The organism is Pseudomonas sp. SZ40, from assembly GCF_052958135.1.
In genome coordinates this window covers 68,082-86,771 of sequence record NZ_JBQWIF010000019.1, presented here as the reverse complement: position 1 = coordinate 86,771, position 18,690 = coordinate 68,082, and the positions used below count along the sequence as shown (strand labels likewise).

Annotated in this window: 19 protein-coding genes; 9 read left to right on the top strand and 10 right to left on the bottom strand. The window is 64.1% G+C overall.

Annotated elements, in window-relative coordinates; genetic code table 11:
- The first annotated feature begins 157 nt into the window (after positions 1 to 157).
- The 4 genes from ACT9T4_RS16045 to ACT9T4_RS16030 are packed head-to-tail and all read left to right on the top strand — an operon-like array spanning position 158 to position 4,801.
- Positions 158 to 1,333, top strand: a complete 1,176-nt coding sequence (locus ACT9T4_RS16045; RefSeq protein ID WP_499117900.1) for a sensor histidine kinase — start codon at positions 158 to 160, stop codon at positions 1,331 to 1,333.
- Complete coding sequence (locus tag ACT9T4_RS16040; protein WP_042553565.1) at positions 1,330 to 2,010, top strand: response regulator; 681 nt, start codon at positions 1,330 to 1,332, stop codon at positions 2,008 to 2,010. Before ACT9T4_RS16045 ends, ACT9T4_RS16040 begins: the two co-directional genes overlap by 4 nt.
- On the top strand, positions 2,007 to 4,331 hold the full coding sequence (locus ACT9T4_RS16035; protein ID WP_042553566.1) for an ATP-binding protein: 2,325 nt from the start codon (positions 2,007 to 2,009) through the stop codon (positions 4,329 to 4,331). Before ACT9T4_RS16040 ends, ACT9T4_RS16035 begins: the two co-directional genes overlap by 4 nt.
- Positions 4,328 to 4,801, top strand: coding sequence for a response regulator (locus tag ACT9T4_RS16030; protein WP_042553567.1), 474 nt, complete (start codon positions 4,328 to 4,330; stop codon positions 4,799 to 4,801). The genes ACT9T4_RS16035 and ACT9T4_RS16030 overlap by 4 nt, the downstream gene beginning before the upstream one ends.
- On the opposite strand, the gene ACT9T4_RS16025 is transcribed toward ACT9T4_RS16030, so the two are convergent.
- Together ACT9T4_RS16025 and ilvA are read right to left on the bottom strand one after the other, a co-directional pair.
- Positions 4,798 to 5,238 carry a DUF2269 family protein gene (locus ACT9T4_RS16025; RefSeq protein ID WP_499117897.1) on the bottom strand — a complete coding sequence of 147 codons (441 nt, stop codon included), beginning with the start codon at positions 5,236 to 5,238 and terminating at the stop codon, positions 4,798 to 4,800. The two genes, ACT9T4_RS16030 and ACT9T4_RS16025, sit on opposite strands and share 4 nt — an antisense overlap.
- Before the next feature lie 127 nt (positions 5,239 to 5,365).
- Positions 5,366 to 6,880 carry a threonine ammonia-lyase, biosynthetic gene (gene ilvA / locus ACT9T4_RS16020; protein WP_499117915.1) on the bottom strand — a complete coding sequence of 505 codons (1,515 nt, stop codon included), beginning with the start codon at positions 6,878 to 6,880 and terminating at the stop codon, positions 5,366 to 5,368.
- A 131-nt stretch (positions 6,881 to 7,011) separates the two neighbouring features.
- Here ilvA and rpiA point away from each other — a divergent pair, with 131 nt between their 5' ends.
- On the top strand, positions 7,012 to 7,683 hold the full coding sequence (gene rpiA, locus ACT9T4_RS16015) for a ribose-5-phosphate isomerase RpiA (RefSeq protein WP_042553569.1): 672 nt from the start codon (positions 7,012 to 7,014) through the stop codon (positions 7,681 to 7,683).
- 35 nt (positions 7,684 to 7,718) lie between these two features.
- Here the strand turns inward: rpiA and ACT9T4_RS16010 are convergent, their stop codons facing one another.
- From ACT9T4_RS16010 to ACT9T4_RS15985, 6 genes are all read right to left on the bottom strand, one after another.
- The gene (locus ACT9T4_RS16010; protein ID WP_499117895.1) at positions 7,719 to 8,633 is read right to left on the bottom strand and encodes an SdiA-regulated domain-containing protein; all 915 of its coding nucleotides are present in this window, start codon (positions 8,631 to 8,633) and stop codon (positions 7,719 to 7,721) included.
- A 154-nt stretch (positions 8,634 to 8,787) separates the two neighbouring features.
- On the bottom strand, positions 8,788 to 9,708 hold the full coding sequence (locus ACT9T4_RS16005) for an SdiA-regulated domain-containing protein (protein ID WP_042553571.1): 921 nt from the start codon (positions 9,706 to 9,708) through the stop codon (positions 8,788 to 8,790).
- A gap of 10 nt (positions 9,709 to 9,718) precedes the next feature.
- Positions 9,719 to 9,778, bottom strand: coding sequence for an H-X9-DG-CTERM domain-containing protein (locus ACT9T4_RS16000; RefSeq protein WP_350310366.1), 60 nt, complete (start codon positions 9,776 to 9,778; stop codon positions 9,719 to 9,721).
- 30 nt (positions 9,779 to 9,808) lie between these two features.
- The gene (locus tag ACT9T4_RS15995; RefSeq protein WP_042553572.1) at positions 9,809 to 10,156 is read right to left on the bottom strand and encodes a NirD/YgiW/YdeI family stress tolerance protein; all 348 of its coding nucleotides are present in this window, start codon (positions 10,154 to 10,156) and stop codon (positions 9,809 to 9,811) included.
- Between the two features lie 242 nt (positions 10,157 to 10,398).
- Positions 10,399 to 11,064, bottom strand: coding sequence for a fumarylacetoacetate hydrolase family protein (locus tag ACT9T4_RS15990; protein ID WP_042553573.1), 666 nt, complete (start codon positions 11,062 to 11,064; stop codon positions 10,399 to 10,401).
- 21 nt (positions 11,065 to 11,085) lie between these two features.
- Positions 11,086 to 12,477 carry a D-2-hydroxyglutarate dehydrogenase gene (locus ACT9T4_RS15985; protein ID WP_042553574.1) on the bottom strand — a complete coding sequence of 464 codons (1,392 nt, stop codon included), beginning with the start codon at positions 12,475 to 12,477 and terminating at the stop codon, positions 11,086 to 11,088.
- A gap of 183 nt (positions 12,478 to 12,660) precedes the next feature.
- Here ACT9T4_RS15985 and serA point away from each other — a divergent pair, with 183 nt between their 5' ends.
- Positions 12,661 to 13,890 (top strand): phosphoglycerate dehydrogenase, encoded by a 1,230-nt coding sequence (gene serA / locus ACT9T4_RS15980; protein WP_042553575.1) that lies wholly within the window; start codon positions 12,661 to 12,663, stop codon positions 13,888 to 13,890.
- Positions 13,891 to 13,948: 58 nt separating this feature from the next.
- Here the strand turns inward: serA and ACT9T4_RS15975 are convergent, their stop codons facing one another.
- The gene (locus ACT9T4_RS15975; protein ID WP_042553576.1) at positions 13,949 to 14,572 is read right to left on the bottom strand and encodes a 2OG-Fe(II) oxygenase; all 624 of its coding nucleotides are present in this window, start codon (positions 14,570 to 14,572) and stop codon (positions 13,949 to 13,951) included.
- Between the two features lie 82 nt (positions 14,573 to 14,654).
- Between ACT9T4_RS15975 and ACT9T4_RS15970 the strand changes: the two genes are divergently transcribed.
- On the top strand, positions 14,655 to 15,386 hold the full coding sequence (locus tag ACT9T4_RS15970) for a DUF2059 domain-containing protein (protein WP_179539581.1): 732 nt from the start codon (positions 14,655 to 14,657) through the stop codon (positions 15,384 to 15,386).
- Between the two features lie 2 nt (positions 15,387 to 15,388).
- On the opposite strand, the gene bipL is transcribed toward ACT9T4_RS15970, so the two are convergent.
- The gene (gene bipL / locus ACT9T4_RS15965; RefSeq protein WP_042553652.1) at positions 15,389 to 16,321 is read right to left on the bottom strand and encodes a phospholipase BipL; all 933 of its coding nucleotides are present in this window, start codon (positions 16,319 to 16,321) and stop codon (positions 15,389 to 15,391) included.
- A gap of 160 nt (positions 16,322 to 16,481) precedes the next feature.
- On the opposite strand from bipL, the gene ACT9T4_RS15960 reads away from it, so the two are divergent.
- Positions 16,482 to 17,057, top strand: coding sequence for a DUF6436 domain-containing protein (locus ACT9T4_RS15960; RefSeq protein ID WP_042553578.1), 576 nt, complete (start codon positions 16,482 to 16,484; stop codon positions 17,055 to 17,057).
- 84 nt (positions 17,058 to 17,141) lie between these two features.
- Positions 17,142 to 18,629, top strand: coding sequence for a methyl-accepting chemotaxis protein (locus ACT9T4_RS15955; protein ID WP_499117890.1), 1,488 nt, complete (start codon positions 17,142 to 17,144; stop codon positions 18,627 to 18,629).
- Positions 18,630 to 18,690: the final 61 nt, after the last annotated feature.

The window sequence follows — 18,690 nt, the reverse complement described above, 5'->3', positions numbered from 1 at the left end:
GGTTGATGCCTGTACTTTGCCCGGCCCGCGCGACGCCGCCATCGGCCGGTTGGCGCCGACGGCCTATGCCGTTCGGCGGATGGGCGACCACCGCCTGAAGTCGATTTAATGGGATCATTGCGCCACCGATCGGCGCTGCCCCGCTGGAGAGACACCCATGCACAATGACAACGGCAGTGCCCTGGCCCTACGCAGCCAGTACCGGCAATGGGAAAGCCGCGCCGCGCGCCTGAGCCTGCTGGTCGATACCGGACGTGAGCTCGGTGCACTGGCACCGGGCAAAATGGGCGAGCGCGTGCTGCAACGCGCCTGCGCCTTCTGCGCCATGGACAGCGGTCTGGTGGTCCGCGAGCTGAATGGTGAAAACCAGGTGCTCGCCAGCCATGGCGCCCACTCCAGCGAACAACGCGTGGCACTGCTGGCACTGGCCGAAAACGACTCACCACTGGCGCAATGCCTGGCCATCGATAAGAGCGGGCTGCAACTGGTCATCCGACTGCCCTTGTCGACCGCTAAGGGCAGCCCGTTCGGCTGCGTCCTGCTGGCCAGCGCGGTGAAGATCAACCCGCCGGATGACGAAGACCTCGAGTCACTGCAACTGCTCGCCACGCTGCTCGCCGCGCACCTGGACAACCAGCGCCTGCACGGCGACCTGCTGGCTCGCGAGCGCACCATGTCGGAGCTGGTCCATCGGCTGCTCAGCGCACAGGAAGACGAGCGCAGACGCGTCGCCTATGACCTGCACGACGGCCTGGCCCAGACCCTCGCCGGCCTGCATCAGCGCTTGCAGGGCTTCGCCAGCCAATGCCCGACGCTGCCCGACGCCCAGCAGCAGGAACTGAGCACCATCCTCGACCTGGCCCAGCGCTGCGTGCGCGAGGGCCGCCAGGCCATCGCCGGGCTGCGCCCGCAACTGCTCGATGACTTCGGCCTGCTGCAGGCACTCGACAAGGAGGCCGATCGTCTGCGCGAAGCCGGTTACCGGGTGCAATGGCTGCAACGCAGTGACGCGCGGCTGCCCGCCAACGTGGAAATCACCCTGTTTCGTATCGCCCAGGAAGGTATCAACAACATCCTCAAGCATGCCGGCCCCTGCAGCGTGCGCATCGGCCTGAGCAGCGCCGAACAAAGCGCCGAGCTGCGGGTCGAGGACGATGGCCGCGGCTTCGACACGGCACCTGACAGATCGGTATCAGGCAGCGGCGGCCTCGGCCTGGCCGCCATGCACGAACGGGCCAGCCTACTGAGTGGCCATCTGCATTGCAGCAGCGAGCCGGGACGCGGTACCCGGTTGCTGGCTCGGGTCCCCAGCCTTGGAGGGAGCCCGCAATGACCACGCCCTTGCGTCTGGTGCTGGCCGATGACCATGAAGTGACCCGTGCGGGCTTCGTCGCCATGCTGGCGAGCTGCGACGAATTCGAGGTGGTCGGTCAGGCGGCCGACGGTGATAGCGCGCTGCAACTGTGCGAGCGCCTGCAGCCGGACATCGCCATTCTCGACATCCGTATGCCCGGGCTCAACGGGCTGGGTGCCGCACGCCTGCTGCAGCAACGCCTGCCACGCCTGAAAGTGGTGATGTTCACCATGTACGACAGCCCCGATCACCTCGAGGCGGCCATCGCCGCGGGCGCCGTGGGCTACCTGCTCAAGGACGCCACGCGCGACGAGGTGATCGCCAGCCTGCGCCGGGTTGCGGCGGGTGAGGAAGCGCTCAACAGCGCGGTCAGCGCGCGCCTGCTGCGGCGCATCGCCGACCGCAGTAATGCTGGCACCCCGCCTTCCGACGCCTTGACCAGCCGCGAGCGGCAGGTGCTCGGCCTGGTCGCCGGTGGCTTCAGCAATCGCGAGATCGGCGAGAAACTGGGGATTGCCGCCGGCACCGTGAAAACCCACGTCGAGCGGGTGATCGCCAAGCTCGGCGTGGCCGACCGCACCCAGGCGGCCGTGCGTGGCATCGCCCTGGGTCTGGTGGCCCAGCCAGCGGCGGACTGGTTCGGTTCGTCGCCATGATGCGCCGCATCGATCGTTCCTGGGCTGACCTGCCCCTGCGCGGCAAGGCGCTGGTCGGCATCTCCCTGCCGCTGGTGATCCTGCTGCTGTCGCTGGTGCTGATCTACATCACCGAGCGGCAGACCGCCGAGGCCGAGGAGGACGTGCGCCGAGTACTGCAGGTGCAGGGCGATATCCAGGCCGTGCAGACCCTGCTGGCCGAGGGTGCCGCCAGCGTGCGGGGCTACCTGCTGACCCGCCGCGAGAACTTTCTGCCCACCTACCTGCAGACCGAACCACGCATCGAAGCAGCCCTGGCCCGCCTCGACGCCACTATCCGCGACACCGAGGTACGCCAGCGCCTGGAGCGCATCAGGCCGCTGATCAGCACCAAGCTGCAGGGCCTGGATGTGCTGCGCAACGTCGACATGCGCCAGGACAGTGAGCAGATCATCGCCATCCTGGTCGAGAACAAACGCATGCTCGACACCCTGCGCCAGGAGATCGACGCAATGCGCGTGCGTGAGGACGCCCTGCTCGCCGACCGCACAGCGAATGCCGCGGACAATCGCCAGCGCATGCTCCTGGCCACGCTGCTGGCGGCAGGCTGCGGCCTGTTCGGTGCGATCATCGCGGTGCTGTTGCTGTCCAGCGGCATCGTCACCCGCGTTCAGCGTGTGCAGCGCAGTGCTCGCCACCTGGCACTTGGCATGCCGTTGAAAACCCGTCACCACGAACGTGACGAGATCGGCCGCCTCGGCGCCAGCCTCGAGGAGGCCAGCCAGTTGCTGGCCCAGCGCGAGCGCGCCTTGCGTGAGAACGAGGAGCGCATGCGCCTGATCATCGAAGGCGTACGCGACTACGGCATCTTCGCCCTCGACCCGCAGGGGCACGTCACCACCTGGAACGCGGGCGCCGAACGAATCAAGGGCTACAGCGAAACGGAAATCATCGGCCGCCATTTCTCGCTGTTCTATCCGAACGAGCAGCGCCCCCACCATCCGTTGCGGGCACTGCAGGTGGCCGCCGAAAAAGGCCGCTACGAGGAAGAGGCCTGGCGTCAGCGGCGTGACGGCTCGCGCTTCTGGGCCAGCGTGGTGATCACCGCCCAGCACGACGCCAGCGGCACCCTGCGCGGTTTTTCCAAGGTCACCCGCGACATCACCGACCGTCGCGCCGCCGATATCGCCCTGCGCGACGCCCGTGAGGAAGCCGAGAACGCCAGCCAGGCGAAGAGCGAATTTCTCTCGCGCATGAGCCATGAGCTGCGCACGCCGCTCAACTCCATTCTGGGCTTCGCTCAACTACTCGATCTGGAATCGCCGAGGCCACAGGTCACGCACATCCTGCGGGCGGGCCAGCACCTGCTCACGCTGATCAACGAAGTGCTCGACATCGCCCGTATCGAAGCCGGCCGGCTGCCCATGAGCCCGGAAGCCATCGACCTGCATGGCGTTGTGCAGGAAGCGATGACGCTGATCTCGCCGCTGGCCGACGAGGCCGGCATCCGTCTGCGGCCATTGCCGCCGAGCACCTCGCCGGCAGGCGTGATGGCCGACCGGCAGCGGCTGATCCAGGTGCTGCTCAACCTGCTGTCCAACGCCGTGAAGTACAACCGCCCGGGTGGCGAAGTACATCTGGATATCGAATTGCAGGGCGAGCGCCTGGCCCTGGCCGTCAATGACAGCGGAGCGGGCATCGCAGCGGACGATCTGGAGCGACTGTTCCGCCCCTTCGAACGCCTGGGCGCCGACCAACACAGCGAAGGCACCGGCCTGGGCCTGGCCCTGAGTCGCAACCTGCTGCAGGCAATGGACGGCACGCTGGAGGTGATCAGCGTGGTGGGCACCGGCAGCCGCTTCGTGCTGACACTGCCCACGGCGCAAGTCGAAACCCTGGCTGGCGCTGACGACCCCTGGCGCCACCCACCCTCCCCGGCCCCTGCCGGTACGCTGGAAAGCGGCAACCTGACCCGCGTGCTGTGCATCGAGGACAACCTGTCCAGCCAGGCCCTGATCGAAACCCTGCTGCAGCGTCGTCAAGGCGTACAACTGTTGTCGAGCATGCAGGGCCAGCTTGGTCTGGATCTGGCGCGCCAGCATTTGCCCCGGGTGATCCTGCTGGATATCAACCTGCCGGACATGACCGGCATCGATGTACTGAAGCGCCTGCGTGCCGACCCGGCCACGGCGGGTATCGCCGTACTGATGATCACCGCCGACGCCAGCACTGCTTCGCGGCGCGCCATGCAGCAGGCGGGAGCAACGGCGATCCTCACCAAACCCATCCACGTACCGACCTTTCTGGCCTTTCTCGACCAGCACCTGCCGGAGCCCGCATGAGCGACGACTACCGCATCCTGATCATCGACGATCAGCGTCCCAACCTGGATCTGATGGAGCAGCTGCTGGCCCGCGAAGGTCTGCACAACGTGCTCAGCAGCACCCAGCCGATGCGGGCACTTGAGCTGTACAACAGCTTCGAGCCGGATCTGGTGATCCTCGATCTGCACATGCCGGATTTCGACGGTTTCGCCCTGATGGAGCAGCTCAACCGGCGCATCCCGCAGAACGATTACGTGCCCTTGCTGGTACTGACCGCCGACGTGACCCGCGCCACGCGCCTGCGCGCCCTGGCGCTGGGTGCAAGGGACTTCATCAGCAAGCCGCTCGACGCCCTGGAAACCATGCTGCGGGTCTGGAACCTGCTGGAAACCCGGGCCCTCTACAAAGCACTGCGTGCGACCCTGAGCGAGCCGCAACTGGCCGCACTGCTGCAACCGCTGGTGGCGCAGCGACAGGGCAGACGTTAGACGGGTTTGGCGCCCATCACCGCCATTATCACCACCAGCAGCACGACGATCAGCGCGGCATAGGCCATCACGAAACGCAGCGACCTGGCCGGCACCGTGCCGCCGGCCTGAGCCTGCCAGGAACCGAGACGACCGAGCAACAGCAGGCCGACGATCATCAGCGCCGCGAAAAGAATGCTACCCAGCAGCAGCCAGGTCTGGCTCAGCGGCCAACCGGCCAGGTTGACCATCCACCATCCGGTCACCGGCAGGCTCAACGCCAGCAGGGCGAACACCGGCAGGCTGATGGTCCGGGTGCGCTGCAGCTTGCGTTGCAGCACGGCACTGTCGCCCTTGCGCCACGCCTTCCAGAGCATGAAGGCATGGGCCAGCACGCCGAGCAGCAACAAGATGCCAGGCACGCTGTGGAGGATGCGCAGCAGCAGGTAATGTTCCATCACGGTTTCCTTTGATTTTCTAATAGGTACCCTGGTAACGCAGCGCTCAGCGCCAGGCCAAGGGTAGAAACGTCCGTAGCCTGGGCGGAGCAACGCGATGCCCGGGAAAATCGTCTGCGCGAATCGACTAACCGAGAAACAGCTTGTAAGCCGGATTGTCGGTCTCGTCCCAGTACGGATAACCGATCGCATCCAGCGCCGGCGCGAGCAGATGGCGCTCGTCTTCCGGCACTTGCAGGGCAGCCAGCACACGGCCATCGGCGGCGCCGTGGTTGCGGTAGTGGAACAGCGTGATGTTCCAGCGCCCGCCCAACTTGTTGAGGAAGTTGAACAGCGCCCCCGGCCGCTCCGGAAACTCGAAACGAAACACGCACTCGTCCGGCACGGCAGCGGCATGCCCGCCGACGGTATGGCGGATGTGCAGTTTGGCCAGCTCGTTGTCGGTCAGGTCGAGTACCGGGAAGCCCTGGCCACGCAGGTTCTCGACCAGCGCCGCACGGGGGTCGTTCTCCGGGTGGGTCTGCACGCCGACGAAGATGTGCGCCTCGCCATCCTGGTGGTAGCGGTAGTTGAATTCGGTGATCTGCCGTTTGCCTATCGCTTCGCAGAAGGCCTTGAAGCTGCCCGGCTTCTCGGGAATGGTCACGGCGATGATCGCTTCGCGTTTTTCACCCAGTTCGGCACGTTCCGCCACATGGCGCAGGCGGTCGAAGTTGACGTTGGCGCCGGAATCGATGCCCACCAGCACCTGGCCGCTGACGTTTTCGCGCTCGACGTACTTCTTGATTCCGGCCACGGCCAGCGCGCCCGCGGGCTCGGTGATCGAGCGGGTGTCGTCGTAGATGTCCTTGATCGCTGCGCAGATCTCGTCGGTACTGACGGTGATCACTTCATCGACGCACAGCTTGCAGATATCGAAGGTGTGCTGACCGATCTGCGCCACTGCCACGCCGTCGGCGAACAGCCCGACTTGCGGCAGTACCACGCGCTCGCCTGCAGCCAAGGCCTGCTGCAGACAGTTGGAGTCGTCCGGCTCGACGCCGATCACCTTGGTCTCCGGACGCAGGTATTTGACGTAGGCGGCGATGCCGGCGATCAGACCACCACCGCCGACCGGAACGAAGATCGCATGCAGCGGCCCCTGATGCTGACGGAGGATCTCCATCGCCACGGTGCCCTGGCCAGCGATCACATGGGGATCGTCGTAGGGGTGCACGTACACCAGGCCCTTTTCCTCGACCAGCTTCAGCGAATGCGCCAGGGCTTCGGGAAAGGCGTCGCCGTGCAGCACCACCTTGCCGCCACGGGAGCGAACGCCCTGCACCTTGAGCTCGGGCGTGGTACGCGGCATGACAATGGTCGCCTTCACGCCCATGTGCTTGGCGGCCAGTGCCAGGCCCTGGGCGTGGTTGCCGGCCGAGGCGGTAACCACGCCACGAGCCAGCTCTTGCGGGGTGAGTTGCGCCAGCTTGTTGTAGGCGCCACGAATCTTGAACGAGTAAACCGGCTGCAGATCCTCGCGCTTGAGCAGAATCCGATTGCCCAGGCGTTCGGAGAGTTGGCGAGCGGGTTGCAGCGGGGTTTCCACGGCAACGTCATAGACACGGGAGGTCAGGGTCTTCTTGACGTACTGTTCGAGCATGGCAGGCATCGCAGGCGGTTTCATGAGGAACCCCGGAGTCTAACCCAGCCATCTGCCGAGCGACCATACGAATTCCTGGGTTTTGCCGGCTATAATCAGCGCCTCGTTTCCTTCTCTCTCGTGGAACCCGCATGACCCAGGATCAGCTCAAACAAGCCGTGGCTCAGGCCGCCGTCGACTTCATCCTTCCCAAGCTCGACGCCAAGAGCGTCGTTGGGGTCGGCACCGGCTCCACGGCCAACTGTTTCATCGACGCCCTGGCCAAGCACAAACTGGACTTCGACGGTGCCGTAGCCAGCTCCGAAGCCACTGCCGCACGCCTCAAGGGCCACGGCATCCCGGTGTACGAACTGAACAGCGTCAGCGATCTGGAGTTCTACGTCGACGGCGCCGACGAGAGTGACGAGCGCCTGAACCTGATCAAGGGCGGCGGCGCGGCCCTGACCCGCGAGAAGATCGTCGCCGCCGTGGCCCGCACCTTCATCTGCATCGCCGACGGCAGCAAGCTGGTGCCGGTGCTCGGCGCCTTCCCGCTGCCGGTGGAGGTGATTCCCATGGCCCGCAGCCACGTGGCCCGTGAGCTGGTCAAGCTGGGCGGCGACCCGGTCTACCGCGAAGGCGTGCTGACCGACAACGGCAATGTGATCCTCGATGTGCACAACATGAGCATCACCGACCCGGTGAAACTGGAAGCGGACATCAACGCCATCGTCGGCGTGGTCACCAACGGCCTGTTCGCCGCGCGCCCGGCCGACCTGCTGCTGCTCGGCACCGCCGAAGGCGTGAAGTCGCTGCAGCGCTGAGTAACGCGGGCAACACCGAAAGGCCGGGTGAGCAGTCACTCGGCCTTTTTGCTGAAGGTGTAGAAGAGATTGGGCTCGCTGATCATGTAGATCACCCCCTGCTCGTCCATGGCGATGCCTTCGGCCTGAGGAACGGACGCCTTCAGCCCCTGCTGACCGCCGATCAGCGACAGGCTGCTGACCGCTTCGCCCTTGGTATCGAGCTCCACCAGCAAGCGCGAGTCATCGGAAAGGCCCAGCAGATGCCCGGTGCGCGCGTCGTACTGCAGGCTGGACAGATCGCGTACGAAAAGTCCCTCGTCGCGCTCGCGGTCATCGATGACACGGATCGCCGATGGCGTGCTCGGGTCGAGGTGAGGGAAGCCGTGCACCTCGTAGATGCGCAGCGGGTCGCGCTCCTTGGCGACGAACAGGCGCTTGCCGACCAGATCGTAGGCCAGACCTTCGAAACCCTTGTTCTTGGCTTCCATCTCCAGGCCCAGGGAAAGCTGCTGACCACTGGCAGCGTCCACACGGGTGGTGCTGTCGTCGATGCGCACCTCCACCAGACGCTGGGGGCGTTCGTCGGCGACCACGAAGACTCCCGGCGCGACATACTCCACGGCCTCAGGATCGCCGAAACCGACCAGTTCGATCTCGCGCAGCACCTTGCCTTCCAGGGAAAGCTCGATCAGCCGGGAGTTCTGGTTGGTGACGGTGAACAGGCTCTTGCGCAGTGGATCGTAGGTCAATGCCGAAACGTCATCGTCCAGGCCCTCGATCACCTGCGCTTCACGGGTTACCCGATAACCATCGAGCCATAGCGCATCCGCTGGAGCCTCATCCGGCTGCTGCACGTTGAACCAGGCCCGTTCGAAGACCCGGAACTCCTGCCCCCAGACAGCCAGCAACGAGGCCACGATGAGTACGAACAGCACCAGCAATGCCTTGAGGGAAAACAGACGACGCATATCGGTTCACTTGTCCATCGGCGAGGAAAACGGTGCTGCCCCCGAGAGAATCCCGGGGGCAGCCATAGTGACAGGCGAAACTACCAGCCCTCGCCTCACTTCACCAGCGCGGTGAGGCAGGCAGGGCTGTCGCCACCTGGGCGGTGCCGCAGGCTCAGTCGGTCTTGCCGCCCTTGCTGAAGACATAGAAGAGATTGGGCTCGCTGGTCAGGTAGAGCACGCCATGATCATCCATGGTGATGCCCTCCGCCTGCGGCACCGACTTCTTGAGGCCCTGCTGGCCCTGCAGCAATGACAGGCTGCTGATCGGCTTGCCGGCCTCGTCCAGTTCGACGACCAGTCGTGACTCATCCGACAGCGCCAGCAGATGGCCGGTGAGGCTGTCGTAATGCAGGCTGGAGAGGTCTCGCACGAAGATGCCCGCATCGCGCTTGCGGTCATCGCGAATCTGCACAGGATCGGGCGTGTCCGGGTCGAGGTTGGGGAAGCCATGCACCTCGTAGATGCGCATCGGGTCGCGCTCCTTGGCCACGAACAGGCGTTTGCCAGCCAGGTCGTAGGCCAGGCCCTCGAAGCCCTTGTTCTTGCTGCCCATCTCCAGGCCCAGGGACATCTGCTGACCATCGGCGGCATCGATGGAGGTGGTGTCGTCGTCGACGCGGATCTTGACCAACCGCTGGGTGCGCTCGTCGGCGATCACGAAACGCCCGGGCGCCACGTATTCCACCGCTTCGGGATCACCGAAGCCGACCAGTTCGATCTGCCGCAGTACCTTGCCGTCCAGGGACAGCTCGATCAGTTTGGGATGCTGGTTGGTCACCGTGAACAGGCTCTGGCGATCCGGATCGTAGGTCAACGCCGAGACGTCGTCCTCCAGTCCTTCGATACGCTGCGCCTCTATCACCACCTTGTAGTCGCTCAACCACAGCGAATGCGAGGGCGCCTCGGCTGGCTGACTGACATTGAACCAGGCCCGCTCGAACAGGCGAAATTGCTGGCTCGCGATACCCAGCGCAACCAGCAGAACGAGCATCAACAGCAGGGATAAACCTTTGATCGAAATCAGACGGCGCATGGCGATTCACTTATCCATCAGCAAAAACGACAACGCCGCCCCCCGGATGCTCCGAGAGGCGGCCATTCAGTGCAGTGGTGGGACGCTAACAGCGCGCGCCTTATTTCACCAGTTCGACGATATCGACGTCGATTTCACGGCTGGTCAGATCCTTGTCGACTTCACCGGTCAGTTTGACGGTGGCCTTCTCGGAAATGGCTTGCGGCGGCCAGTCTTCGTCGTCGATTTCAACGTGGATGGTGCCGGTGGCGTCCTTGAACTCATAGAGTTCGTCCTGCAGACGCTTGACGATCTGGCCCTGCAGTACCACCGGGGTGTCGTCGCCAGCTTTCAGCGCCTGCTCGACAGTCGTGACCTGAGCGACCTGGCCTGGGCCTGTGTAACCGGCAGCCATGGCAGCGGTGGAGAACAGCGGAGCGAGCAGCAGTGCGAGTACGGGAGCTTTCATGGGGATGACCCTCTATCTGTAGATGACGGGGTCAGGTTAAGTCGCCCAGCTGAAGCCAGGCTTAAAGCCGGCTTAAGCGAAGCTTAATTGGAATAGACGTGGATTCGGGATGGTTGCGAGGCGAGAGTGGTCATCGGTGCAGTATCTGTGGGAGCGGGCCAAGCCCGCGATTTTTCGCGCGCATGGCGCGCTCCCACAGTGGAGCGGCGAACGGCCGCTACCGCCTTGCAGCGATCGCCGTGTCAGATGACCCGGCTGGCGAAGCTGGAGTGGCCGACCAGGTCGAGCACCAGTTCATCGCCCTTGTGCAGCGGGCCCACGCCTGCGGGGGTACCGGTGAGGATCACGTCGCCGGGCTGCAGGTTGAAGTGGCCGGCCATTTCCTGAATCACCGGAACGATCGCGAAGATCATGTCGCCGCTGATGCCGTCCTGACGCACTTCGCCGTTGATGGTCAGACGGATGCCGATGGCAGCCAGGTCCTCGACCGCGTCACCCGGCACGAACGGCGCCAGTACACAGGCACCGTCGAATGCCTTGGCCGGCTCCCAGGGATGCCCCTTGTCCTTGAGCTTGTTCTGCACGTCGCGCAGGGTCAGGTCCAGAGCAGGAGCGAAACCGGAGATGGCGTCGAGCACTTCCTCTTCGCTCGGCTTGCGCGACAGCGGCTTGCCGATCAGGACGGCGATTTCCACTTCGTAGTGCACCGAGCCGCGGTCTTCCGGAATGCTGAAGCCACCTTCGAGCGGCACCACGCAGCTGCCGGGCTTGATGAACAGCATCGGCTCGGTCGGCAAGGGGTTGTTGAGTTCCTTGGCATGCTCGGCGTAATTGCGGCCTACGCACACCACCTTGCCCAGCGGGAAGTGGATACGGGTGCCATCGATATACTGGTGCTGGTAGCTCATGGTCGCTCCTTGGTCCGGGGATCAGTTGAAGATCTTGCCTGGGTTCATGATGCCGTTGGGGTCGAAGACCGCCTTGACCGCTCGCATGTAAGCGATTTCTGCCGGCGAGCGGCTGTATTCCAGGTAATCACGCTTGGTCATGCCCACGCCGTGCTCGGCGGAGATCGAGCCGTTGTACTTCTCGACGGTCTCGAACACCCACTTGTTGACGGTCGCGCACTTGGCGAAGAAGTCTTCCTTGCTCAAGGCGTCGGGCTTGAGGATGTTCAGGTGCAGGTTGCCGTCGCCGATGTGGCCGTACCAGAGCACTTCGAAATCGGGGTAGCTGCCGGAAACGATGGTGTCGATATCGGCGAGAAACGCCGGCACCTGGCTGACCGTCACCGAGATGTCGTTCTTGTAAGGCGTCCAGTGGCTGATGGTCTCGGAGATGTACTCGCGCAGCTTCCACAGGTTCTGCAGTTGCTGCTCGCTCTGGCTCATCACGCCATCGAGCACCCAGCCCTGTTCGACACAATGCTCGAAGGTCGCCAGAGCGGCATTGGCCACGTCTTCGTTGACGGCTTCGAATTCCAGCAGGGCGTAGAACGGCGTGCGGCTCTCGAACGGTGCCGGAATGTCGCCACGGCCGAGGATCTTGTCCAGGCACTTGTCGGAGAAGAACTCGAAGGCGGTGAGGTCGAGCTTGCCGTGAAAGGCGTGCAGCACCGGCATGATCGAGTCGAAATCAGGCGTGCCGAGCACCATGGCGGTAAGGTTGCGCGGCGCACGATCCAGACGCATGGTCGCCTCGACCACGAAGCCCAGGGTGCCTTCGGCGCCGATGAACAGCTGACGCAGGTCATAGCCGGTGGCGTTCTTGATCAGGTCCTTGTTCAGCTCGAGCAGCTCACCGGTACCGGTGACCACTTTCAGGCCAGCCACCCAGTTGCGGGTCAGCCCGTAGCGAATCACCTTGATGCCACCGGCATTGGTGCCGATGTTGCCGCCAATCTGGCTGGAGCCGGCAGAGGCGAAATCCACCGGGTAATAAAGGCCCTTGTCCTCGGCGAACTGCTGCAGCGCGCCGGTGACCACACCCGGCTGGCAGACCACGGTGCGGTTGGACTCGTTGAAGTCGAGGATCTGATTCATGTAGTCGAACGACACCACCACCTCGCCATTGGCCGCGACCGCCGCTGCCGACAGGCCAGTACGGCCACCCGAAGGCACCAGGGCGATCTTGTGGGCATTGGCCCAACGCACGATGGCCTGCACCTGCTCGATGGTCTTGGGGAAGACGATGGCGCTGGGGGCTGGCGCGTAGTGCTTGGTCCAGTCCTTGCCATAGGTTTCCAGGGAGGCGGCGTCGGTCAGCACCTTACCGGGCTCGACCAGGGTTTTGAGTTCTTCAATCGGCAGGTGATCGGTCATTTCAACTCTCGAAACATTCATGGTCGCCCTGAGAACCGTTCAGGTCGCAACCGAGCAAGGAAAAGGGAAGCCATGCTAGCATATGCCCCCCGCAAATCATGCTTTGCCGCGATCTGCAGGCCCATTGGCGCCAGCGCCGATACTTCTCCTGACACTTAATTTAGTGGGACAACAGGTACTCCGATGAGCACGACCTCTCTCGACAAGAGCAAGATCAAGTTCCTTCTTCTCGAAGGCGTCCACCAGAATGCAGTGGATACCCTGAAGGCGTCCGGTTACACCAACATCGAGTACCTCAAGACCGCGCTGTCCGGCGAGGAACTGAAGGCCAAGATCGCCGACGCGCACTTCATCGGCATCCGCTCGCGCACCCAGCTGACCGAAGAGATCTTCGATTGCGCGAAGAAACTGGTCGCCGTTGGCTGCTTCTGCATCGGCACCAACCAGGTCGACCTGAACGCCGCCCGCGAGCGCGGTATCGCCGTGTTCAACGCGCCGTACTCCAACACCCGCTCGGTCGCCGAGCTGGTGCTGGCCCAGGCCATCCTGCTGCTGCGCGGCATTCCCGAGAAGAACGCCTCCTGCCACCGTGGCGGCTGGATCAAGTCGGCGGCCAACTCCTTCGAAATCCGTGGCAAGAAGCTTGGCATCGTCGGTTACGGCTCCATCGGCACCCAGCTGTCGGTGCTCGCCGAAGCCCTGGGTATGCAGGTGTTCTTCTACGACGTGGTGACCAAACTGCCGCTGGGCAATGCGCAGCAGATCGGCAAGCTGCACGACCTGCTGGGTCAGTGCGACATCGTTTCCCTGCACGTGCCCGAGCTGGCGTCCACCCAGTGGATGATCGGCGAGAAGGAAATTCGTGCCATGAAGAAGGGCGGCATCCTGATCAACGCCGCCCGCGGTACCGTGGTCGAGCTCGATCACCTGGCTGCCGCGATCAAGGACGAGCACCTGATCGGCGCCGCCATCGACGTGTTCCCGGTCGAGCCGAAGTCCAACGACGACGTGTTCGAAAGCCCGCTGCGAGGCCTGGATCGCGTGATCCTCACGCCGCACATCGGTGGCTCCACCGCCGAAGCCCAGGCGAACATCGGCCTGGAAGTGGCCGAGAAGCTGGTCAAGTACAGCGACAACGGCACCTCGGTATCCTCGGTCAACTTCCCGGAAGTGGCCCTGCCGGCACACGCGGGCAAGCACCGTCTGCTGCACATCCACGCCAACGTTCCGGGCGTGATGAGCGAGATCAACAAGGTGTTCGCCGACAACGGTATCAACATCTCCGGTCAGTACCTGCAGACCAACGAGAAGGTCGGTTACGTGGTCATCGACGTCGACGCCGAGTACTCGGATCTGGCGCTGGAAAAGCTGCAGCACGTCAACGGCACCATCCGTAGCCGCGTTCTGTTCTAAGAACCTAGCCGCATCAAGAAGGGAGGCCTCGGCCTCCCTTCTTCGTTTCTGGCACCCGTCAGAGCGGGCTATCACCGCGACGGCGGAACCAGCCGGTCAACGACAGTCGATCACGGCTGGCGGGCAGCACTTCGTGGGGCACATCGGCAGACAGGAAGACGACCAGGGTGCCGGCCTGAGGCCAGACATCACGCACTTCGCCATCGGCCAAGTACAGCCGCAACGCGCCGCCCTCCTCCGGTAACCAGTCTTCATTGAGATAAAGCACTGCGGAAACGGCTCGCCGATCCTCGTCGAGAAAGCGATCCAGGTGCTTGAGGTAGAAAGCCCCAGGCGGGTAGAAGGCGAAGTGGCTCTCGTAGTCGACCAATCCGAGGTAGAGGCTCTGATTGAGTGCAACACGCAGTTCGTCGAGCAGCTGCAAATAACCATCACAGGCCGGAGACTGCCCGGCCTCGAGCCACTGGATATGATCGCCACGGGTGCCCTCACGCACCGCCACGGCGTTACCGCGGCCCGTGCCGGCAGGCGCCAGGGTGCCCTGGGAAATACGCTGGCGGCACTCTTCGGCCAATTGCCGCGTCAGAGACTGAGGGGCGAACTGGGTTTGCAACGACCACCCGAATTCGGCAAGGTCATCGATGATGCGGCTCAGCAGCGAATCGGAAATGTCGGTCGTCATGACAAGATTCTACCCTGTGTCGACTACACCTCGACAAGCGTCACCTGGCTGCCGAAAATAGCTGCCCCAGACAGGAGTCCTTATGCGCGCGTTGTGTTGTCTATTGTTGGTGCTCCTGAGCCTTCCCGCTCTGGCCGAGCCTCATGCCGAGCTGTACGAGAAAGCCGGCTGGCCGCAGCAACGTGCGCATTTCAGCGATGCCCTCAGCGCCGCTCAGGCACGCTACAGCAAGAGCCTGCCACCGGCGGTGTACCAGGCACTGGTGAGCAACAGCAACCAGCGCTTCGCTGCAAAGGCCATGGATGAACGGGCAGAGCGCAGCTTGCGCGAGAACCTGGCCGATCCGACCCCGGCCCTGCGCTTCTTCGAATCGCCGTTGGGCCGCAAGATCGTCGAAGCGGAGCTGCTCGCCACGCGTCCGGACCAATTGGCCAAGTACGCCGATGGCCTGCCGCTCAGCGAAGCGGATGCCACCCGCCGCCTGCTGATTCGCCACCTGGCGCAGGCCCTGCCGGCCAGCGAGGCGGGGGCGGAAATCAGCCTGGCTCTGGCAGGTGTCGCTGCCGACAGCCTGAGCCAGATGATTCCCGGCCTGCTCGGCGGTGGCACGGCTCAAGGCCTGCTCGACGGCCAGCGCCAGCGTCTGATGACGCAGATCGACAAAGACCTCGACAACACCCTGCTGCATGTCTACCGCACGTTATCCGACCCGGAACTGGAGGAGTTCGTCACGTTCGCCCAATCCAATGACGGCGCGGCTTACTACAAGGCTGCATTGGCCGCCGTACGCGCTGGCCTGGCGGTAGGTCAGTGAGCTCAGCTCAGTTGCTCGCCCAGATAATCGAAATAGCGCTGCCGTAACGGTGCAGCCTCGTTGGCCAGGTGATGGCGGGCTTCGGGCAGGCGAAAGATCCGCGGCGAACTGAACTTGCTCTCCAGCACGCCGAGATTGTGCCGCCAGTCCACTGTCATATCCGCCTCGCCCTGAATGATCAGCGGGCTGCGCGCACTGCGCTGGGCCTGCTCGATGCGCGGCACCCACTGGCTCAGCGCCCCGACCCAGACAGTTGGCACTACCTTGGGCTGCAAGGGATCGCGATTGCGCAGGAAATCGAGGAACTCCAGGTCACTGGAATTTTCGCTGAAGCGCCGTGGAATCTCCTGAACGAAACGGCGCAGCAGGCGATAGCTGAGTTGTGACCAGTTCCAGCGCCGCGGCCGTACCAGCGGCGCCAGCAGGATGGTTTCACCCACGGCACCCAGCGGCTTGTCGTTGAGCAGGTAGTCGATCAGGATCGCACCACCGGTGCTCTGCCCACACAGGTGCCAGGGCTCCGGCAGCCCCAGCGCACCAGCCTGCTGCAGGGCAGCACGCAGCACGGCCTGATACTCGGCGAAATCATTGATGCTGGCGCGCAGCCCACTGGACAACCCATGCCCGGGCAAGTCGACGGCGAGCACGGCGAACCCCATCTCCAGGCCCCACTGAATCACATGGCGATACAGGCCGCTGTGATCGTAATAGCCATGCAGGAGCAACAGGGTCGCGCGCGGCGCAACGGGCTGCCACAGCTGGGCGGCGATGCGATAATCGTCCACCGCGAACCAGCCCAGCCGCGTTTGCACCGCATCCTGCGGCACGAAGCCGTAGAACTGCCGGTAGACGAGCTCCGCCGGCGAAAGCGGCGCGGCGCTGGCCAGAGGACGCAGGCTGGCGACCAGGGATTGGGGCTCAAAGGTATCGGACATCAGGCTCATGACTCTTTTGACTCACAGCAGCGTCGCCCCAACGGGGCAACGGGTAGAGTAGCGATCTTCTGCCGCCGAGCGCCCCGTGGCAAGCCGGCATCGGCAGTTGCAGGCTCGGTGTACCTGGAAGCCGTCTCCCTCACCCAACGGAAGCTGTCATATGGCCCGTTCCCGACGCACCACCCTGCTCGCCTGCCTGGTCACCGTGACCTGGCTGGTCGCCATGGTCGTCGCCTTCTGGTGGTTCGAGGCGCGTTATCTGCGCCCGTTCAGTGATCGCACCGCCCTGTTCACGGGCAGCGAGCTGCGCCTGCCGGCAACACTGGCCGGGCCGGGCGAAATCCGCCTGGTGCATTTCTGGGATCCGGCATGCCCCTGCAACGTCGGCAATCAGCAACACCTCAGCGAGCTCACGGAGCGTTACTCGTCGCGCGGCGTGAGCTTCCACGTCGTACAGAAAGCGGGCACGGACGGACAGCTGCCGGCCAGCCTGAGCGCCCTGCAACCGCTCGATGGGTTGACGGGCAGCGACAACCTGCCAGCCAGCCCGGCCGTGGCGATCTGGGATCAGCGCGGCGAACTGGCCTATTTCGGCCCCTACAGCAGCGGTTTTACCTGCACCTCCGGCAACAGCTTCATCGAGCCCGTACTCGACGCGTTGCTCGATGGCCGGAAAGTCGTTGCGAACAACAATCTGGCCAGCGGCTGCTTCTGCGATTGGGTAAAACTGCGCTGAACGGCCATTGAATGGCATCGAACTTGCGATTCCTTCACTGTTCTGCCAAAACTTCTTGGCGCTGCAGCAATTGGAAGGGACACCATGCACAACAATTTCTATCGCCAGGCCGACCGCCTGATGCTTTGCGTAGTCTGGCTGATGACCCTGTACGCGCTCGGGCTGGCGTTCTGGCACGCGACCTGGGCGGCGGCACTGATCATCGGCGGCGGTACGGCCATCGCGCTCAGTGCGCTGTACGCCATGATCGGCGGCACCCGGCCCTATCGCTGCCTGATCGCGGTGGCATTCATGGTGCTGGCCGCGCTGCATATCCAGCAGAGTCATGGCATGGTCGAGATGCATTTCAGCGTATTCGTCCTGCTGGCGTTCCTGGTCTATTACCGCGACTGGCTGCCAATACTGCTGGCTGCCGGCACCATCGCCGTGCATCACCTGAGCTTCTTCGCCCTGCAGCAGAACGGCAGCGGCGTGTTCCTCCTGCAAGCCGGCGCTGGCTGGCCCGTGGTGTTCATCCACGCCGCCTATGTGATCGCCGAGACCATCATCCTGCTCGTGCTGGCTCGCCACAGCGCCCGTGAAGCGGCGGCAGGCGAAGACCTGCAACGCACCTCCGCGCACCTGCTGCGCGATGGCGAACCTGTCGACCTGGCGTACCGCAGCACCTCCAGCGACCGCCTGGCGCAACGCTTCAATCGCTTTCTGGCACTGCTCGACAACCTGGTCAGCCGGGTCGTCGGCGCAGGCGATGAACTGCGCAGTACCAGCCAGCACCTCAGCCAGTCCACCCTCGAGCTGAACAAGTGCGCCGAGGATCTGCTCAACGCCACTGCGCAGATGGGTGGTGCCATCGAGCAGATGACCCTGGCCGTGGGCGAGGTCTCCAACAGCGCTGAACAGGCGGCGCAAACCGCACGCCTGGCCGATCGCGATGCCGCAGCGGGCGCCTCGGCGATCACCGATACGCAGAGCGAGATCCAGAGCCTGGCCCGGCAGATCGACGGCAGCAGCAGCGTGGTGCAGGAACTGGCCGACGAAGCCAGAGCCATCGACAAGGTACTGGAGGTGATTCGCTCGGTGGCCGAGCAGACCAACCTGCTGGCTCTCAACGCCGCCATCGAAGCCGCCCGCGCTGGCGAGCAGGGCCGCGGCTTCGCGGTAGTGGCCGATGAGGTACGACAGCTCGCACAACGTACCCAGCAGGCCACCGGCGAGATTCAGGGCATGATCGCCCGCCTGCAGCAGGGCTCGACCAACGCGGTGAATGCGATGGCCGAAAGTCATGCTGGCGTGGCCCGCTGCGTTGGCCATACCCAGCGCACCGTGACCCTGCTGGACAACGTGCACCGCTCCATCGAGGCCATTCAGGCTATCGGCGTTTCCACGCGCGAGCAGTTGGCGGCTACCGCCGAAGTGGCACGCCTGATCGAACAGGTTCGTCAGGTCGCCGGAGACACTGCACGTGACGCGGGCGAGGTGGCTGGTGACAGCCAGCGCCTGGCCTCGCTGGCCGAGCACCTCAATGGCCTTTGCGACCAGTTTCACGTCAGCCAGAACCGCGCGACGCCTTAGGGTCTGTTGACGTTTCACGCACAGCCGCGCCGGCGTCGGTTTTACCGATAGGCAAGGCACG